Source organism: Hymenobacter terrenus (genome assembly GCF_000972495.1).
GTDB lineage: Bacteria > Bacteroidota > Bacteroidia > Cytophagales > Hymenobacteraceae > Hymenobacter > Hymenobacter terrenus.
On record NZ_LATM01000008.1, the window covers coordinates 21,163 to 38,794 of the forward strand.

Annotated in this window: 14 protein-coding genes; 9 read left to right on the plus strand and 5 right to left on the minus strand. The window is 59.3% G+C overall.

Translation table 11 applies throughout. The annotated features are described in order from the left end of the window. Positions 1-73: 73 nt before the first annotated feature. From WX88_RS12240 to WX88_RS12255, 4 genes are all read left to right on the plus strand, one after another. The gene (locus WX88_RS12240) at positions 74-526 is read left to right on the plus strand and encodes a hypothetical protein (RefSeq protein ID WP_046244682.1); all 453 of its coding nucleotides are present in this window, start codon (positions 74-76) and stop codon (positions 524-526) included. Positions 527-677: 151 nt separating this feature from the next. Further along, positions 678-986 (plus strand): thioredoxin, encoded by a 309-nt coding sequence (gene trxA / locus WX88_RS12245; protein WP_072053006.1) that lies wholly within the window; start codon positions 678-680, stop codon positions 984-986. A gap of 124 nt (positions 987-1,110) precedes the next feature. After that, entirely contained in the window at positions 1,111-3,468 is a 2,358-nt protein-coding gene (locus tag WX88_RS12250) for a TonB-dependent receptor (RefSeq protein ID WP_046244684.1), read from the plus strand. 53 nt (positions 3,469-3,521) lie between these two features. Beyond that, positions 3,522-4,373: a DUF4249 domain-containing protein gene (locus WX88_RS12255; protein ID WP_046244685.1), complete on the plus strand. Its 852-nt coding sequence runs from the start codon at positions 3,522-3,524 to the stop codon at positions 4,371-4,373. A gap of 168 nt (positions 4,374-4,541) precedes the next feature. Here WX88_RS12255 and WX88_RS12260 read toward each other — a convergent pair whose 3' ends face one another. The 3 genes from WX88_RS12260 to WX88_RS12270 form a co-directional block, all read right to left on the minus strand. Further along, entirely contained in the window at positions 4,542-5,363 is an 822-nt protein-coding gene (locus WX88_RS12260; RefSeq protein WP_046244686.1) for a purine-nucleoside phosphorylase, read from the minus strand. Between the two features lie 85 nt (positions 5,364-5,448). After that, the gene (gene sppA, locus WX88_RS12265; RefSeq protein ID WP_046244687.1) at positions 5,449-7,221 is read right to left on the minus strand and encodes a signal peptide peptidase SppA; all 1,773 of its coding nucleotides are present in this window, start codon (positions 7,219-7,221) and stop codon (positions 5,449-5,451) included. Between the two features lie 470 nt (positions 7,222-7,691). After that, on the minus strand, positions 7,692-9,020 hold the full coding sequence (locus tag WX88_RS12270) for a replication-associated recombination protein A (protein ID WP_046244688.1): 1,329 nt from the start codon (positions 9,018-9,020) through the stop codon (positions 7,692-7,694). Positions 9,021-9,136: 116 nt separating this feature from the next. On the opposite strand from WX88_RS12270, the gene WX88_RS12275 reads away from it, so the two are divergent. Both WX88_RS12275 and WX88_RS12280 read left to right on the plus strand, forming a co-directional pair. After that, on the plus strand, positions 9,137-10,069 hold the full coding sequence (locus WX88_RS12275) for a DMT family transporter (protein WP_046244689.1): 933 nt from the start codon (positions 9,137-9,139) through the stop codon (positions 10,067-10,069). A gap of 241 nt (positions 10,070-10,310) precedes the next feature. Continuing rightward, positions 10,311-10,616: a hypothetical protein gene (locus WX88_RS12280; RefSeq protein WP_156176090.1), complete on the plus strand. Its 306-nt coding sequence runs from the start codon at positions 10,311-10,313 to the stop codon at positions 10,614-10,616. Positions 10,617-10,705: 89 nt separating this feature from the next. Here WX88_RS12280 and WX88_RS12285 read toward each other — a convergent pair whose 3' ends face one another. Continuing rightward, complete coding sequence (locus tag WX88_RS12285) at positions 10,706-11,008, minus strand: virulence protein (protein WP_046244691.1); 303 nt, start codon at positions 11,006-11,008, stop codon at positions 10,706-10,708. A gap of 111 nt (positions 11,009-11,119) precedes the next feature. Further along, positions 11,120-12,514 carry a dihydrolipoyl dehydrogenase gene (gene lpdA, locus WX88_RS12290; RefSeq protein ID WP_046244692.1) on the minus strand — a complete coding sequence of 465 codons (1,395 nt, stop codon included), beginning with the start codon at positions 12,512-12,514 and terminating at the stop codon, positions 11,120-11,122. 223 nt (positions 12,515-12,737) lie between these two features. Here lpdA and WX88_RS27570 point away from each other — a divergent pair, with 223 nt between their 5' ends. The 3 genes from WX88_RS27570 (at position 12,738) to WX88_RS12305 (ending at position 17,550) form a co-directional block, all read left to right on the plus strand. Beyond that, positions 12,738-13,637 (plus strand): tetratricopeptide repeat protein, encoded by a 900-nt coding sequence (locus tag WX88_RS27570; RefSeq protein ID WP_052732624.1) that lies wholly within the window; start codon positions 12,738-12,740, stop codon positions 13,635-13,637. Between the two features lie 459 nt (positions 13,638-14,096). Beyond that, positions 14,097-14,789, plus strand: coding sequence for an ABC transporter ATP-binding protein (locus WX88_RS12300; RefSeq protein WP_046244693.1), 693 nt, complete (start codon positions 14,097-14,099; stop codon positions 14,787-14,789). A gap of 259 nt (positions 14,790-15,048) precedes the next feature. Beyond that, positions 15,049-17,550 carry an ABC transporter permease gene (locus WX88_RS12305; RefSeq protein WP_046244694.1) on the plus strand — a complete coding sequence of 834 codons (2,502 nt, stop codon included), beginning with the start codon at positions 15,049-15,051 and terminating at the stop codon, positions 17,548-17,550. The last annotated feature ends 82 nt before the right edge of the window (positions 17,551-17,632 follow it).

A 17,632-nucleotide genomic window follows, 5' to 3' on the forward strand; every position in this document is an offset into this window, starting at 1 on the left:
GCATCTGCTATACTCAGGACTCTCATACAATCCTTTAATTATTAACATTCCTTTACTCTCTGCTTTTTCACCCATGATTATACCCTTACTCATTGACTGGCAGTCCAAACGCCTGGCTCCGGCCGGCCGGCTTATGGGCTTGTGCACGGTTCTCCTGTTGCTCGGGGCGGCTCCCAAGGCACAGGCTCAAACGTGGATGGTGAGTACCACGGCCCAAATCAAATTAGGAATTTTAGATAAATACGGCCAGTTAGGTCCTTACACTGCCACTTTTGTGGTGCACAATGAGCGTACCGGCAAAGACTATTTCCTGGTGAAGGAGTTAAAACAGAAAGAAACCGGTGTGGATGTCCTGTTTCCGACCGAACCATCGGACCCTGACTTTTTCAAAACTGAAAAAGGGGAAGCGGCCGTGGCCACCCCGGGCCGCTACACTTGGGAATGCCGGGTGAAAGGCGTGAAAGCCGTGAGTGGCCACTTCGTGTTTCCAGAAGTGGGCAACGATGTAACGATTATCAACAAGTAACCCAGAATCTAATTTATTGCTATTAGTAGCATTGAAATCAATAAAAGCCTGGCCATGCGCCAGGTTTTTTCGTTTAACCTCCACCACCGGCTAAGTGGAGCGGTGTCATCACGCCGTTGCTTACTCACTACTCATCGTTTCTGTATTTACCGTGCCTCGCAAGTCCTTTCCCGAACTCATCAACAGCCCTGGCATGCCCGTGCTGGTCGATTTTTACGCTACCTGGTGCGGGCCCTGCAAAACTATGGCACCTATTCTGGAGCAGGTAGCCGCCCAGCACGGTGGTAAACTGCGCGTCATCAAAATTGACGTGGACCGCAATGCCGCCGTAGCCCAGCAATACCGCGTGCAGAGTATTCCTACGTTAATATTGTTTCACCAGGGACAGCCAGTGTGGCGGCAGGCGGGGGTGGTACCCGCGGCTCAAATCACGCAGGCACTACGACCGTTCGTGGGATGATTTTCAGGTAGCAGTAAACACCGCTGCCGCTAAATAACTGCGGTATTGGGGTGCTAACAGACTATTGAGCAACTATGGTCGTTGGGGAGGAGGCTATCTTTGTGTATTCCCTGAATGTTACCCTATGTTTTTTAAATTCTTCACACCCTATCCTTTATTATTATTATTTACTGTTCTCGTTAGCCCACGATTAGCGGCCGCTCAGGAAGCAGCCATCTTCACCTTGAGCGGCACTGTACGGGGCGCGCGTAACGAGGCATTGCCCGGCGCCAGCGTGGCCGTGCCCGCATTGGGCACTGGCACGGCAGCCGATTCACTCGGCCATTTTTCGGTGAGCCTGCCCGCCGGGCGCCATCAGGTGGTGGTGGCGTTTGTGGGCTACCAGCAACTCATCCGCGACCTGAACCTGACGAAGAACCAGCGCCTCAACTTCACGTTGGAAGAGAGTGGCAATGAGCTGGATGAAGTGGTGGTGGAAGGCTCCGTGACGCTGGAACAGAAGCTCAAAACCACTCAGATGGGCGTAGAGCACGTAGGCATTCGCGAGGCCAAGCTGCTGCCGGCGCTATTCGGCGAAGTGGATATTCTCAAAACCCTGCAACTCAAGCCGGGCATTCAGAGCGGTGGTGAGGGCACCAGCGGCTTGTTTGTGCGCGGCGGCTCTTCCGACCAAAACCTGGTGCTGCTCGACAACGCGCTGGTCTACAACCCCAACCACTTGTTCGGGCTGTTTTCGGTGTTTAATTCGGATGCGGTTCAAAGTGTGGACTTGTACAAATCGGGGTTTCCGGCGCAGTTTGGGGGCCGGCTGTCGTCGGTGGTGGATGTGAAGTTGCGCGAGGGCAACCGCCAGCGCAATGTGGCGACGGGCGGTATCGGCCTGATTTCGTCGCGCTTCACCTACGAGGGTCCTATCAACAAGGGCAAGGGCTCGTTCATCGTGTCGGGCCGCCGCACGTACTTTGACATCTTCACGCGGGCTCTCAATCGGGCCAACGAAGACGACCCAGAATATAGCCCCATTCCCGACTACTATTTCTATGACCTTAACGCCAAGGCCAATTATACGCTGGGCGAAAAGGACCAATTGTTTCTGACCGGCTACCTGGGCCGCGACATCTTTGGCTTTAACAGCACGGGCGGCTTCGACTTCAATTTCACCTGGGGCAACACCGTTGGCTCGCTGCGCTGGAACCACGTGTTTTCGCCCAAGCTGTTCGTTAATTCCTCGGTTACGATTTCCGACTATAAGTACGACCTGACCAATAAGCTCGACCAGTTTAACTTCGGCCTGGGCTCGCGCATCACCGATTACTCGGGGCGCACCGACTTTGAATACACCCCCAATGACCGGCACCTACTCAAGGCCGGAGCCATGTTCACGCAACACAAATTTGGCGTGGGCCGCCTCGATGCCAACTCCTCCGACGGCCGCATCAACTTTGGGTCCGACATCAACTACTATGGCCTCGATGGCGCGCTGTACGCCTCCGATAACTATAAGGCCTCCGAGAAGCTGCAGCTCGAAGGGGGCCTGCGCCTGACCGGCTTCAGCAGCGGCAACAACCAGTACGGAGGCCTGGAACCGCGGGCGTCGGCCCGCTACTCCCTCAACGACCGCACCTCGCTGAAAGCCAGCTACGCCCTCATGTACCAGTACGTGCACCTGGTCACGAACTCCGGCGCCTCCCTGCCTACCGATATCTGGTACCCATCGCGGCTGTCAGTGAAGCCCCAACGCTCGCAGCAGGTGAGCGGCGGGGTGAGCTTTTTGCTGGGCCAGGGCAAATACTTGCTCACCAATGAGGTGTACTACAAGTGGGGACAAAACCAGGTCGATTTCAAGGATGGCGCGCAGTTATTCGTGAACCCTGAGCTGGACGCGGAATTCATCTTTGGCAAGAGCTGGAGCTATGGCAATGAGTTGTATCTGGAGAAGAAAAGCGGCAAAACCACCGGCTGGATTGGCTACACCCTGGCTTGGAGTTGGCGCAACTTCCAGCCCCAGCGCGGCACCTTGGGCGTTAACAACGGCACGGATTTTCACCCTAACTACGACCGCCGCCACAACCTGACTGTGGTGGTACTCCACCAGCTCAACGCCCGCATCAACCTCACGGCTAGCTTCATTTATACTTCGGGCAACCTCACCACGCTGCCGCTGGGTCGCTTTGGCGTGCAGGACATTCCGGGTTCCGGCAACAGCCTCGACCCACGCCCGGTACCCATCTATCCCGACCGTAACTCCTACCGCCTCATCCCCTACCACCGCCTCGACCTCGGCGTGGTGTATAAAATTGGGTCGCGGCTCAATCAGGATTTGACGTTGAGCATCTACAACGCCTACAACCGGCGCAACGCCTATTTCGTGTTTTTCGATACCGTGAAAGACAAGGCTACTGGCCGTACCACCGGCTTCCAGGCAAAGCAGGTGTCACTTTTCCCCGTCATTCCCTCGCTGACGTATAATTTCCGTTTCTAGCCCGTCATGCTGAGCGTAGTCGAAGCATGACGAGTTTGATTTAATCCTGCCCCATGACCTATTTCACGAAAGCTGTCAGCCTGCTGCTCCTCATTGCCTTGGCCGGGTGCGGCTCACTGCAGAACGACATTGACGTGCCATTGCCCTCATATTCATCCGAGCTGGTGGTGGAATGTTACCTGGAGCCGGGCAAAGTGCCCAGCCTGGCTGTCACGACCTCAGTACCGTACCTGGGCACTGTGCTGCCGCAGATTCCCAACGATGTCACCGTGACCCTGACCATGCCCAACGGCACGGTGGTGCCCCTCCCCTTTGCGCCCAACTACCGGGCTCTAATCGACACCACGGGCGAGAAATTCTACTCTCACATCGGCCGCGACCCACTGGTAGCCCGTCCCGGCGATGTGTTCAAGCTGGACGTGAGCGACTCCAAGGGCCGCCACATCACGGGCACGACCACCATGCTGGCGCCCATTGCCATCGATTCGCTGGAGTACAAATTCAACGACAAACCCGGCTCCGAGCGCAAAGCCTACGTCCTCATCGGCTTCCGCGACCCGGCCACGCTCGACAACTGCTACCGTTATCAAATTCACAAAGGTGACCCTGCCAAAGGTGCCCTTCGGAGGAGCCCTGAAGTCGACAACTCCGTGCAGGACCGATTATTCAACGGTGAGCCCATCCTTTTGGGCACCAGCTTCCGTTTCTCAGCCGGTGATACCATCACGGCCACGCTCTATCACACTGATATCGCATTTTTCCGCTTCCGCCAATCAGTGCGTGATGCTCGTAGCGCCAACGGCAATCCCTTCGGCCAGCCGTCGGCCATTTACAGCAATGTCCAGGGCGGCATCGGCATCTTTTCGGTGCTCAGCAGCACGCAGGCCACGAAGGTTTTACGTTGAATCAGGCTTGCCAGCCTGGGCAACCGCTGGCCTAAATAGGGGAGAACCAAAAGGCGCATAGCGGTGAGAGGGCCCTTTGTGCTTCTCTCACCGCTATGCGCCTTTCCACCATCAGAAGCACGAAGTTTTCACTAGTCTGTCGCCCCATCGGCGCGCAACTTTAATCTATTACAGCCCCGCCACCACGGCCCGAATCAGCGCCGTGAGGCGGGGCTCCGCTTTGCCAGCGGCGGCGAAAATATCGGCCAGTACCACGGGCTTGAGGTAGCCGGGCGCGCACAAGTCCGTAATAACGGATACGGCTAGCACCGGCAGGCCTAGGTGGCGCGCCGCAATGACTTCCGGCACCGTGCTCATGCCCACCGCATCGGCCCCAATGGTACGCAGATAGCGGTATTCGGCCGGGGTTTCGAGCATGGGGCCGGGTACGCTCACGTACACGCCGCGGCGCGTGGTATCGGCCTGGCCCAAGGCCTGCGCGGCGGCTTCGGCACGAACCAGCAAGTCAGCGTCGTAAGGCGCAAACATGTCGGGGAAGCGCGGGCCTAGCTCATCCAGATTGGGGCCGATGAGCGGATTGCCGGGCTGCAGGTTGATGTGGTCGTCAATCAGCATCAGGTCGGCAATGTTGAAGTCCGGGTTCAGCCCACCAGCCGCGTTGCTCACCAGCAGCCGACTAATGCCCAGCAGCTTGAGCACCCGCACCGGCATGGCTACCTGCTGCATGGTATAGCCTTCGTAGTAATGAAAGCGACCTTGCAGCACGGCTACCTTTTTACCGCCCATATGGCCGAGCAGCAGCCGACCGGCGTGGCTTTCTACGGTACTGAGTGGGAAATGCGGAATATCAGCGTAATTGATTTCGTGCTCGACCTCTACCTCTTTGGCCAGCGCGCCTAAGCCAGTGCCGAGAATGATACCGGTTTCGGGTTGGAAGTTTTGAGAATTGGATTGAATGTAGGCGGCGGCTTCGCGGAGGTGATTCAGCATGATAGATTTAAAAATTACCCGAAGATTAGAGCAGATGGTGGGACGGGGCGTCCCACCATCTGCTCTAATCTTCGGGTGAAATAAGTTATTTGATTTCCAGCAGATATGGCAGTTTGGCCTGCACGCCGCGCATCTGCATGAGCTGCTGGTACTGCGCGTAGGCGGGGTAGAGCGGCCCCAACTCTGTTTTCATGGCCTTGGCTTTGGCCTCGTCATCGTCGCCACCGAACATGGAGAGCAGGTTCTCGATGGACGACCGCTGGCGCGGCAGGCGCTGTACTTCGTAGTCGTCGGCTTTGAGGTGAGCACGGGTGGCCGCTAGCTGGAGGGCGTCGGAATAGTCGCCGAGCACGTCGACGAGGCCGTTGCTCTTGGCTTCAAGGCCGCTCCAGACGCGGCCGGAGGCGAGGCGGCGCAGGCGCTCAACGGGCATGCGGCGGCCTAGTGCGGCCTTGGTGGTGAAGTCAGTGTAGATGTTGTCGACCTCTTGCTGCAAGGTGCGCTTTTCAAAATCAGACAGCGGGCGCGTGATGGTGGGCAGGTCGGAAAACTTGCCCGTCGTCACGCGGTCCACGGTGATGCCGAGCTTGTCGGCCAGCAGCGGCTGGATGTTGGGCAGTACCCCAAATACGCCGATGGAACCTGTGATGGTATTGGGATGGGCCACGATGGTATCGCAGGCCATGGCGATGTAATAGCCACCCGAAGCTGCCACATCCGACATGGAGGCGATAATCGGCTTCACTTTTTTGGTCAGCGCTACCTCACGGTAGATGATGTCCGACGCCAGCGACGAGCCGCCGGGCGAATTGATGCGCAGCACCACGGCCTTCACCTTATCGTCGAGGCGGGCCTTACGGATGGCCTCGGCAAACTTGGTGCTGCCGATGTTATCCTCGGAGCCTTTGCCGGTTACGATGTCCCCTTCGGCGTAAATTACGGCAATGCGGTTGCCGCTGGTGGTGCCTTCTTTTTCGTCCTCTTCCTCGCTATCGGTGTAGTCGCTCAGGCTCACCAGGCTGGGCTTTTTGTTCTTGGCCAAGCCGAGCTTGCCGCGCATGTAGTCCTGCACCTCATCGAAATAACCGAGCTTGGTCACCAACTTCAGGCGCAGGGCGTCGGGGGCGTTGTGCACCAGCATGGAGTCGGAAATAACCTTGAGGCGGGCCGGTGCGATGCCGCGGGCAGCAGCAACCTTTCCAATCATATAGCCATTGATGGAGTTCAGAAACGACACCGTCTGGTAGCGGGCCGAATCGGAAAAGCTCTCGCGGAAAAACGGCTCCACGGCACTCTTGAAGGAGCCCACCCGGAAGATGTAGGGCTGAATACCGGCCTTGTCGAACAGCCGCTTGTAGAACATCACCTCCGTGCTCAGGCCGTTGAATTCCAGAGTTCCCTGCGGGTGCAGGTAAATCTCGTTGGCTACCGAAGAAAGGTAAAAGCTTTTCTCGGAGCATACTTCGTGGTAGGCTACGATGAACTTGCCCGACTTTTTGAAGTCGAGCAGGGCATCGCGTACTTCCTCCAGCGAGGCCATGCCGCCCTGCACGATGTCGAGGTTAAGGAGAATGCCTTTAATGTCGCCATCGCCCTTGGCCCGACGGATGGCTTCCTTCAAACTAATGAGACCGGTGGACGAATCCCCCCCGCCGAAGCTCTCGAATTTACCATCACGCCCACGCTCCGTTAGCGGCTCGTTGAGCTTGAGTTCCAGTACCGAATTAGCGGCAACCTCCTTGCGTTCGCCCGCACTCTTAGCCGTGCTGACGATGCCAATCAAGAGCAGGACGCCTAAAAAGCTAAATGCCAGCAAGCCTACGATGGTGGCCAGCACAAATTTCAAAAACTGAAGCATGAAAAAGATAAATTAAAGACGCGAATTGAATGGCTCACCCAAGGGGCTAGCGCCCATCTTGGAAAGGAGCAGCAAGTTACAGGCAAAACCCAACGAGCACCCCACCAGCCTCGCCTACGTGGGCCACGCCGACAAAGATGACCCCTACCCCAACCACTTCCCAAGCGCAACGTCACCGCGACCATGGGACTAGTGCATGTATAACAAGTGGGTCAGCTTGTTTTCGAACCAGCAGGTATAAAACCCTACACAAAACTGAATCATTCTATACCCGTCAGGTATAAAGCTCTGGTGCAAACTGAAACGTTTTATACCTGTCAGGTATAAAACCTCAAACAAAATCAAAGGCTTTTATACCTGACCGAGCGCGACTGTCCGCCGCTTGCCAATGCATCCTGCCCGCACGCAACGCCACTGCACAGCCCGCCCAGCGTAAAATACCTCCTTGTCCGGTTCGGGCCTACCAGATGCTAGTAGCCGTACTTTTCGCCCCACCAGCTACGCAGGCGCTCTTGAATTTTCTGCTCGCTGGGGTTCTGGCCGGGCTCGTAGAAACGGGTACCGCTCAGGGCGTCGGGCAGAAACTCCTGTTCCTCGAAGTTGCCCTCACCGTTATGCGAGTAGGCGTATTCCTTGCCGTAGCCGAGCTGCTTCAGCAAGCGCGTGGGGGCGTTGCGCAGCGGCACGGGCACTGGGTACACGCCGTGGGCTTGCACCTCGGCCTGCGCCGCCCGGATGGCCAGGTACGAGGCATTGCTCTTCACCGAAGTGGCCAGGTACACCACGGTTTGGGCCAGAATCAGGTCCGACTCAGGCAGGCCAATAACGGTGCAGGCCTGGAAGCAGCTCGTGGCCAGCATCAGGGCGTTGGGATTAGCGTTGCCGATGTCCTCGGAAGCCAGAATGAGCATGCGCCGAGCGATGAACTTCACATCCTCGCCGCCTTCCAGCATCACGGCCAGGTAGTAGAGCGCGGCGTTAGGGTCGGAGCCGCGCATGCTTTTGATGAAGGCCGAAATCACGTCGTAGTGCATCTCGCCGCCCTTGTCGTACTTCGCCAACGGGCGCTGAGCCACTTGCTGCACCACGGCATCGGTGATGGTCACGACGCCCTTTTTATCGGGCGGCGTGCTCTGCACCACTATTTCGAGGAGATTGAGCAGCTTGCGGGCGTCGCCTCCACTCAGGGCCAGCAGAGCGTGGGCTTCCTTTAGACTGACCTTCTTCTGCTTCAGCGCCTCGTCCTCCGTCAGGGCCTTGCTCACCAGCCCGCGCAGGGTTTCCGCGCCCAACGGCTCCAGCACGTACACCTGGCAGCGGGAGAGCAGGGCCGGAATGACTTCGAACGACGGGTTTTCGGTGGTGGCCCCGATCAGCGTCACCGTCCCGTTCTCCACCGCGCCCAGCAGCGCGTCCTGCTGGGCCTTGCTGAAGCGGTGAATTTCGTCAATAAAAAGCACCGTGCCGCGCTGCCGCCGGGCCTTCTCAATGACATCGCGCACGTCCTTCACGCCCGCATTGATGGCGCTCAAAGCCGAGAAGGGCTGTTTCAGCTCGCTGGCCAGCAAATGAGCCAGGGTGGTTTTGCCCACGCCCGGCGGGCCCCAGAGAATGAGGCTGGGCAAGCGGCCGGAGCTGAGGTAGCGGCGCAGCACGCCGGTTTCGCCCACCAGGTGCTGCTGGCCGGCGTAGTCGGCCAGGCGGCGCGGGCGCTGGCGCTCGGCCAGGGGCGCGTCGGGTCCGGGCGGGGGCGGCGGGGTGAAAGCGGTGGGTTCGTCGTCGGGAAAGAGGGAAGCCATAAGTAGCGCGAACTTTGTAGTTCGCGTCTCCGAACGATGCTGGCACGAACAAGTTCTACCGGCGCGGGGACGCGAGCCACAAAGTTCGCGCTACTTTGCGCTGTCTCTCCTCCATTATGCGCAGTTCCCTCCGCGTCCACGCGGCGCTATTTCTGGTTGCCCTCATCTACGCCGCCAGCTATTCGCTTTCTAAAGACATCATGCCGCGCTACATGGGGCCATTTGGCGTCGTTACGCTGCGCATTTTGGGCGCCACCTTGTTTTTCGCCATCATCAAATATTTCGTGGCCCCACGGGATAAAATCGTCGGTCGGGCCGACAACCTGCGGGCCATTGCCTGCGGTATTTGTGGTATTGGCGTCAACCAGCTCCTGTTTTTTTCGGGCCTGAACCTGACTGCGCCCATCAGCGCCTCGCTGCTCCAAACCATCGCGCCCATTGTGGTGGTCATTGCCTCGGCCGTCTTGTTGAGCGAGAAAATCACGCTGCCGCGCGTGCTGGGCATTGCCGTGGGAGCAGTTGGGGCGGCATCGCTCATTCTCAGTCGCAATGCGCAGGCGACCATCTATCCGAACGCCACGCTGGGCAATATTTGCATTCTGGCCAACGCCACCGTGTTTGGCCTCTACCTCGTGCTGGTGCAGCCCCTGATGCGCAAGTATCACGCCTTCACAGTACTGGGGCGGGTGTTTCTGGTGGGCGCGTTCATCGCCGTGCCCTTCGGCTGGCAGCAAACCCTGACGGCCGATTACCGCCATTTCCCACCCTACATCTGGCTCGAAATAGGCTACATGGTCGTTTTCCTCACCATCGTGGCCTACCTGCTCAATAACTGGGCCTTGAAATACGCCTCCCCTGCCCTGCTGGGCGTCTACATCTACATTCAGCCAGTGCTGGCCGTGCTCATCGCCATGAGTTTGGGCAAAGACCATCTTTCCTGGGGCAAAGCCGGGCAGGCCGTGCTCATTTTCCTGGGCGTGTGGCTGGTGAGCCAGAAACCAAAAGCGGCCGTGGGGCCGAAGGTAGCGGTTGAGGCGGCGCAGGATTAATTATCCTGATTAATCAGGTTCACCACCAGCGTCACTATCGTGGCCTTGTCCTCCGGCTTGCTCTCGGCGATGAGCAGCGTGAGCGCCACCAGCGCGTTATCGGCCAGCCGCCGGGTGCCGTCGGGGTAGTTATATTAGCCAGGCTATGCTCTATCTAACATTGCTTGTGGTTTATTGCTTGGTTTTGCTACTGGTGCAGCCTACGTATTTCAACCTGGCAATTCGGGCTGGGACAACCTGTATGTTCTATTTTCTCTGTCTGTTGAGCGGAAGCAGGATGCATCGGGCCGCATTGGCGCATAAAGTGCAGATTGGCACCGAGGTGGTGGGGCACGGTGGATTTCTTGCCGATGATTACAACACTATCGAACCAGTTTACGGCGTGAAAGATACTTGGCTGGTCATCGTGCTAGGAACGCCTCTGCTAGCGGTGTTGCTGTTGCGCTTTTTTAATAGGCCGGCACGGCTGCACCCATTTATCGCCGCTGGCTACGTGTTTTATCTCATTGGCAGCATCTTCCTGCCAACATGGCTCAGCCCTTGGTAGCCAGTCAGTTCATAAGTTTCGTCCCTCGGGATGCACTAGGCGCTTAAGTTCGGCTAGTTGGCGGATACTTTCGCGCAAGCGCTTTTCATTCAGCGCGTAGCCCTGCAAAAGGTACTGGCACGGTAACCAACTGAAATTATTACATCTAAATTATAATAAGATACTGCTTTGTCAGAGAAAGCAATGTGCAAAAAATGCACATTGCTTTCTTCGTCAAGTTCGCCTGTTTGAAAAACTGTTCGCAAGTGCTTAGAAAGCACACTTCTTTCGCGGTCAAATAGTTGCGCCATTTGCGCCTGCGTCAACCAGACAGTTTCGTGGTCCAGCTGCACCTCTAATCGGGTTTGCCCATCGGGTGCTTGATAAAGCAGGATATTATCAGTCGACTCCATCTTTGGAAGCTGTAGTTTTTGGGCAAAGTAACACGTTAGTAATCACTTATATTGAAACAGGCCCGGCTTATTCAGCCGGGCCTGTTTGTGCTCTTCTTTAGCGAGTCCTCTCTACAAGTGAATCACCTCGCCGTACGCGGCGGCGGCGGCTTCCATCACGGCTTCCGACATGGTGGGGTGCGGGTGCACCGACTTAATAATTTCGTGGCCGGTGGTTTCCAGCTTGCGGGCTACCACCACCTCGGCAATCATCTCGGTCACGTTTGAGCCAATCATGTGGGCGCCGAGCCACTCACCGTATTTCTTGTCAAAGATGACTTTTACGAAGCCGTCTTTCACGCCGCCGGCGCTGGCTTTGCCCGAAGCGGAGAAGGGGAATTTGCCCACCAGGATGTCGTAGCCTTTTTCCTTGGCTTCAGCTTCAGTATAGCCCACGCTGGCAATTTCAGGCGAGGCGTAAGTGCAGCCGGGAATGTTCTGATAGTTGAGCGGCTCGGGGTGGTGGCCGGCGATTTTCTCGACGCAAATAATGCCCTCGGCCGAGGCCACGTGAGCCAGCGCGGGACCGGGCACGATGTCGCCGATGGCGTAAATGCCGGGCACGTTGGTCTGGTAGAAGTCATCGACGATGACGCGGCCGCGCTCTACTTTGATACCCAGCTCTTCGATGCCGATGTTCTCCAGGTTGGTGGTCACGCCCACGGCACTCAGCACCACGTCGCAGTCAATCTGCTGCTCGCCCTTGGCGGTTTTGATGGTCACCTGGCAGCCTTCGCCGCTGGTGTCTACCTTGGTTACTTCGGCGCTGGTGAGCACGTTCACGCCGATTTTGCGGAACGACTTTTCCATCTGGCGCGACACTTCCTCGTCTTCCACGGGCACGATGCGGGGCAGGTATTCCACCACCGTCACCTCCGAGCCCATGGTCCGATAGAAGTAGGCAAACTCGACACCGATGGCGCCCGAGCCCACCACCACGAGGCGCTTGGGCAGTTGCTCCATGGCCATGGCCTTGCGGTAGCCGATAATTTTCTTATTGTCGACGGGCATGGTGGGCAGCTCACGCGAGCGGGCGCCGGTAGCCAGGATGATGCTCTTGGCTTCGACAGTTTCCTTGCTACCGTCGGCTTTGGTCACTTCCACCTTGCCGGGGGCCAGCACCTTGCCAGCGCCCATAACGACCTCAATCTTATTCTTCTTGAACAGGAAGTTGATGCCCTTGCTCATGCCGTCGGCCACGCCGCGGCTGCGGCTAATTACGGCGCCGAAATCGTAGCCAATGCCTTCGGCCTTCAGGCCGTAGTCGGCGGCGTGGTTGAGGTATTCGAACACCTGCGCCGACTTGAGCAGCGCTTTGGTGGGAATACAGCCCCAATTGAGGCAAATGCCGCCCAGCGACTCGCGCTCGATAACGCCCACTTTCAGGCCCAGCTGCGACGCCCGAATGGCGGCTACGTACCCGCCGGGGCCGCTGCCGACCACGACCAAATCAAATTGCAATGCCATAAAATTCTTTCGAAAGAGAAAAGTACACCGGGCCCGGCTGGGGGACCCACCCATTGGGCAGCAAAGATAGCCGCGCCCCCGCACCGCGCCGCTATGCCGGCCACTGCCAGATGCAAACTAGGCAACAACGCCGCACCGCAGTACGTGCTAATAGCGAATCTCGTCTTGGCGCCGTATAAGCCCCGGCTACGGCACGGCTTGCCTGGCTTTTCACTTTGCTTCCATGAAATCATTTTTTCGCTTTCCACTGGCCGCGCTCGGGCTGTTGATTTTTCTGACCAATTGCGCTACTACCGTTACCGAGAAGGAGCAGCCATCTAATACGAGTCAGCCGCTGACGGCGCCCACCGCAACTGGTGCTCGCCGACTCGACTCGGCGGGGGCGGCGGTGTCGGCCCCCGATGCCCGTACCAGCAGCCCTGCCAACGGCATTGCCGCCACGCCCGCTACGGCCACGGCTACGGATGTGGCCTCGGCCGCCGCGCTGGCCGCCGACCGGCCCGACCCGGCTGCTCCTACCGCCGAGGCTGCTTCGGCCGAACGGGCAAAGGAGAAGAAGCTGACCGCTACCGACTACCGCATCATGCTTTCGGATGCGGAGGCGTCGCTCATCGTCAACCCTAAAAATCCGCGCGCGCTGCTCCAGCGCGCCAAGGCCAAGAGCTACCTGAAGCAATACCGGGAGGCCCTGCCCGACTACACAGCCGCCATCCGGTACCAGCGCAACAACCCCGACGCCTATTACAACCGAGGCGTAAACCGTCTGATGCTAAAGCAATACAAGGCGGCGACCACCGATTTTTCCGGCGCTATCAAATACCGGCCCGATGACAAGGAATCTTTCTTCGGCCGGGGCGTGGCCAAGATGCAGATGTACCAGTACAAGTCGGCCGTGGGCGACTTCACCAAGGCCATCCAGCTCGATTCGACCTACGCCGATGCCTGGGAGTACCGGGGCATCAGCTACTCATCGTTCGATAAGCTGTCGGAAGCGCGGCGCGACCTCGAGCAAGCGGCCAAGCTAAACCCCGAAGCCGCTAAGAGTCTACGCCGCTACGTGGGCAACTCCGCTGGCAAAGAGCCTATTAAAACTCCTGCTGCGCGGACCGCCGCCAAACGCTAAGGGGTACGTTCTCAATTCAAACCAGAACTGTTTCGGCGTGCATATTCGTGTAGCATGGACTCTGCGAGTCCGCGCGCGGCTGGGATTGTGTCGGCTCGTTCAGGCGCGGACTCGCAGAGTCCAGGCTACATGTACTCGCCGGAATCGCTCTAAAAGCCGTGCAACGGTGGCAGAGGAACCAAGCCTTTCTGTTACCATTACGCGGCGAGGCTGCAACCTAAATTAAGCAGGAGCCGCCGCGCCCCATTTGCAGGCTGTCCAATGGTCGCCGCCAGCCGTATGGATGCTGATGGGCAGAGGTGCGGGCGGGGATTTTGCTTCCTCAGGCTCTTTCCTGTCATAATTTATGTTGAGCGCAGCTAAAGCATTTTCCAGCCCATTTCGTTGATGTTGCGTGGTGGCCAGCCTTGGCAGGCGTAGCATAGCGCGCTGGCCAATTCCGTCTAATCACCTTCCCGCATGAGCATTCTTCGAGTCGATAATCTTACCAAAACCTATACCAGCGCGGGCCGCGAGCTTACAGTGCTGCACACCGTAAGCTTTGACCTGACGGCAGGCGACACGTTTGCCATCGTGGGGCCCTCGGGCTCGGGTAAAACCACGCTGCTGGGCTTGTGCGCCGGCCTCGACCGCGCCACTTCAGGCAGCGTCTGGCTCAATGGCATTCAGCTCGACAACCTGAGCGAGGACCAACGGGCGGCCGTGCGCAACCAACACGTGGGCTTCATTTTCCAGAATTTCCAGCTGCTGCCTACCCTCACGGCCCTTGAAAACGTGCTGGTGCCGCTGGAGCTGCGCGGGCAGCGCGGCGCGGCCCAAACTGCCCTGGCCCTGCTCGACCGCGTGGGCCTGGCCGACCGCGCCCATCACTATCCGGCCCAGCTATCGGGCGGCGAGCAGCAGCGCGTGTCCCTGGCCCGCGCCTTCGCCAACCGCCCGGCCGTGCTCTTCGCCGACGAGCCCACCGGCAACCTCGACCCCGACACCAGCGAGCGGGTAGTAAGCCTGCTTTTCGAACTGAACCGCGAAGCCGGCACTACGCTGGTACTCGTCACCCACGACATGGAACTGGCTGCCAAAACGCAGCGCGTATTGCGCCTGCGCGGCGGCAAGGTGGTGGCCGCAGAGCCTGCGTTCATCACGGGAAAGTAACAAATCACTTTTCCTTCCGGTGGGCGTTAATTGTATTTGCCGCTCTTGGTAGTGGTTTTTCAACTCGACAGTATGTTCTTCCCAAAAGATGACGTCGAGTTGCGACAAACATCCCGACGAGTTGGGCGAATCGACGGCATGTGTTGCCAGCTCGGACGGTGGCTTTTGGTGCCTTCGTATTATTATATTCCATTTTTCCCGCGTGACGCCTCTCTCCTTCTCACCCGCTTCCCGTCCGGCCACTAGCTGGCTCTTCCGCATGGCCTGGCGCGACAGCCGCCGCAGCCGGGCGCGGCTGCTCCTGTTTATGGCCAGCATCGTGCTGGGCATCGCGGCGCTGGTGGGCATCAACTCGTTTGGCGACAACCTGGCCCGCAGCATCAGCGAGCAGGCCCGGGAACTGCTGGGGGCCGATTTGGTCTTGTCGGCCAGCAAACCTTTCGCCGCCGGCCTTCAGCCCACCCTCAGCAAGCTGGGCGTGGCCCGCACCCAGGAGCTAGCGTTTGCCTCAATGGTCGAATTTCGGCCGAGTGGAAGCGCACGGCTAGTACAAGTGCGGGCCCGCGACGGCGGCTTTTTTTATGGCGAATGGCAGACCGAGCCCCGAAACGCCGCCCAGCGCTTTACCGAGCCCGGGGCCGCTCCCGGCGCCTTGGTAGATGATGCGCTGCTGGCGCAGTTTGGGGCCAAAGTGGGCGACTCAGTGCTGGTGGGCCGGGTGAAGCTACCCATCATCGGGCGGGTGCTGAAGACGCCCGGACAGTCGGGCATCGCCACGGCGGTGGCGCCCACGGTGTTTATCCCGGTGAGCCTGGCAGCCAAAACCGGCCTGGTGCAACGGGGCAGCCGGGTGCAGTACCGGCGCTCGTACCGCTTCGCGCCGGGTACCGACGTGGCGGCATTGGTCAAGACCTTGCAGGCCCGCCTCGACAAGGCCGACATCGACGCCGACACCGTGGCTTCCCGCCAGCAGCAAACCGGCCGGGCTTTCGCCGACCTCACCCGCTACCTGAGCCTGGTGGCCTTCGTGGCTCTGCTGCTGGGCTGCGTGGGCGTAGCCAGCGCCGTGAACCTCTACGTGCGTGAAAAGCTGGCCGCCGTGGCCGTGCTACGCTGCCTGGGCGCCAGCGGCCGGCAGGCTTTGCTTATCTATCTGATTCAAACTGCCGGGCTGGGGCTGGTGGGCGCGGTACTGGGAGCCGCGCTGGGGGCGGCCGTGCAAAGCCTGCTGCCGCGGGTGCTGGGCGATTTTCTGCCGGTGGCTATCACCGTCAGCATTTCGTGGCCGGCCGTGCTCACGGGCCTGACCACGGGGCTGCTGATGGCGGTGCTCTTCGCGTTGCTGCCGCTGCTGAGCGTCCGGCGCGTGTCGCCGCTGCGGGTGTTGCGCACGGCTTTTGAGGATGATACGGCCACGCCCGACCCGCTGCGCTGGCTCATTCTGCTGCTCATCGGCCTGTTTATCCTGGCTTTTGCCTACCAACAAACGCGTAGCTGGAACCTCACGCTGGGCTTCGGCGCGGGACTGCTGACGGCTTTCGCAGCACTAGCGGTCTTGGGCCGGCTGCTGATGGCACTGGTGCGGCGCTTCTTCCCGGCGGGCTGGGGCTACGTGTGGCGGCAGGGCCTGGCCAATCTGTACCGCCCCCAAAACCAGACGCTCACACTGGTCACGTCCATTGGGCTGGGCACGTTTTTGCTGGCCACGCTTTTCCTCACCCAAACCCTGCTGCTGGGCCGGGTGCAGCTAGCCGGCCAGGGCCAGCAGCCCAATCTGGTGCTGTTTGATATTCAGCGCGAGCAGCGGGCCGGGGTCGAGAAGCTCCTGAGTGCGCAGCGCCTGCCCGTGTTGCAGCGGGTGCCCATCGTCACGATGCGCCTGCTGGCGGTGAACGGCCAATCGGCGGCGGTTCTGAAAAAAGACACCACTGGGATTCCGCCCTGGGTTCTTAGCCGCGAGTACCGCGTGACGTACCGTGATTCCCTGAACGCGTCGGAAAAGCTAGTGGACGGCACCGTTCCCACCATGGGCCGCGATGGCACGCCGCGCGTCTCGGTAGAATCCAGTTATCTGCAACGGTCGAAGCTCAAGATTGGCGACACGCTGGACTTCAACGTGCAGGGGGCGCCGCTGCGCACCATCGTGGGCGGCACCCGCGAGATTGACCGGGCCCAGGTGCAGCCCAGCTTCTTGGTGGTGTTCCCGGCCGGGGTGCTGGAGCAGGCACCACAATTTGAGGTACTGCTCACGCGCACGCCCAACACGGCGGCGCTGGCCGCCGTGCAGCAGCGCCTGGTCCGGGAGTTTCCCAACGTGTCGGCCATCGACCTGGGACTGATTCTAAAAACCCTGGAAGAATTGCTGGCCAAAATATCCTTCGTCATCCGCTTCATGGCCGGGTTCAGCATCCTCACCGGGCTGCTGGTCCTGAGCAGTTCGGTAGTTATCAGTCGCTACCAGCGGGTGCGCGAAAGCGTACTGCTGCGCACACTGGGTGCCAGCCGCCGGCAGATTCTGCGCATTACGCTGGTCGAATACGGCCTGCTGGGGCTGCTGGCGGCGCTGGCCGGCATTGGGCTCGCAGTGCTGGCAACCTGGGCGCTGGCGGTGTGGGTATTCCAGGTAGGCTTCGGGCCGGCGGTACTGCCGTTGCTGGGGCTAGTGGCGCTGGTTACAGCCCTCACGGCAGGCATAGGGCTCTTCAACAGCCGCGACGTGCTGCGCCGCTCGCCACTGGAGGTGCTACGCGGCGAAGGATAAACAGCAAGGTTTGCCAGGAGAACTTGCTTCTCCGAGTGACGAGCGCAGGGACTTGATTAGTCCCTGCGCTCGTTGCGTTTCG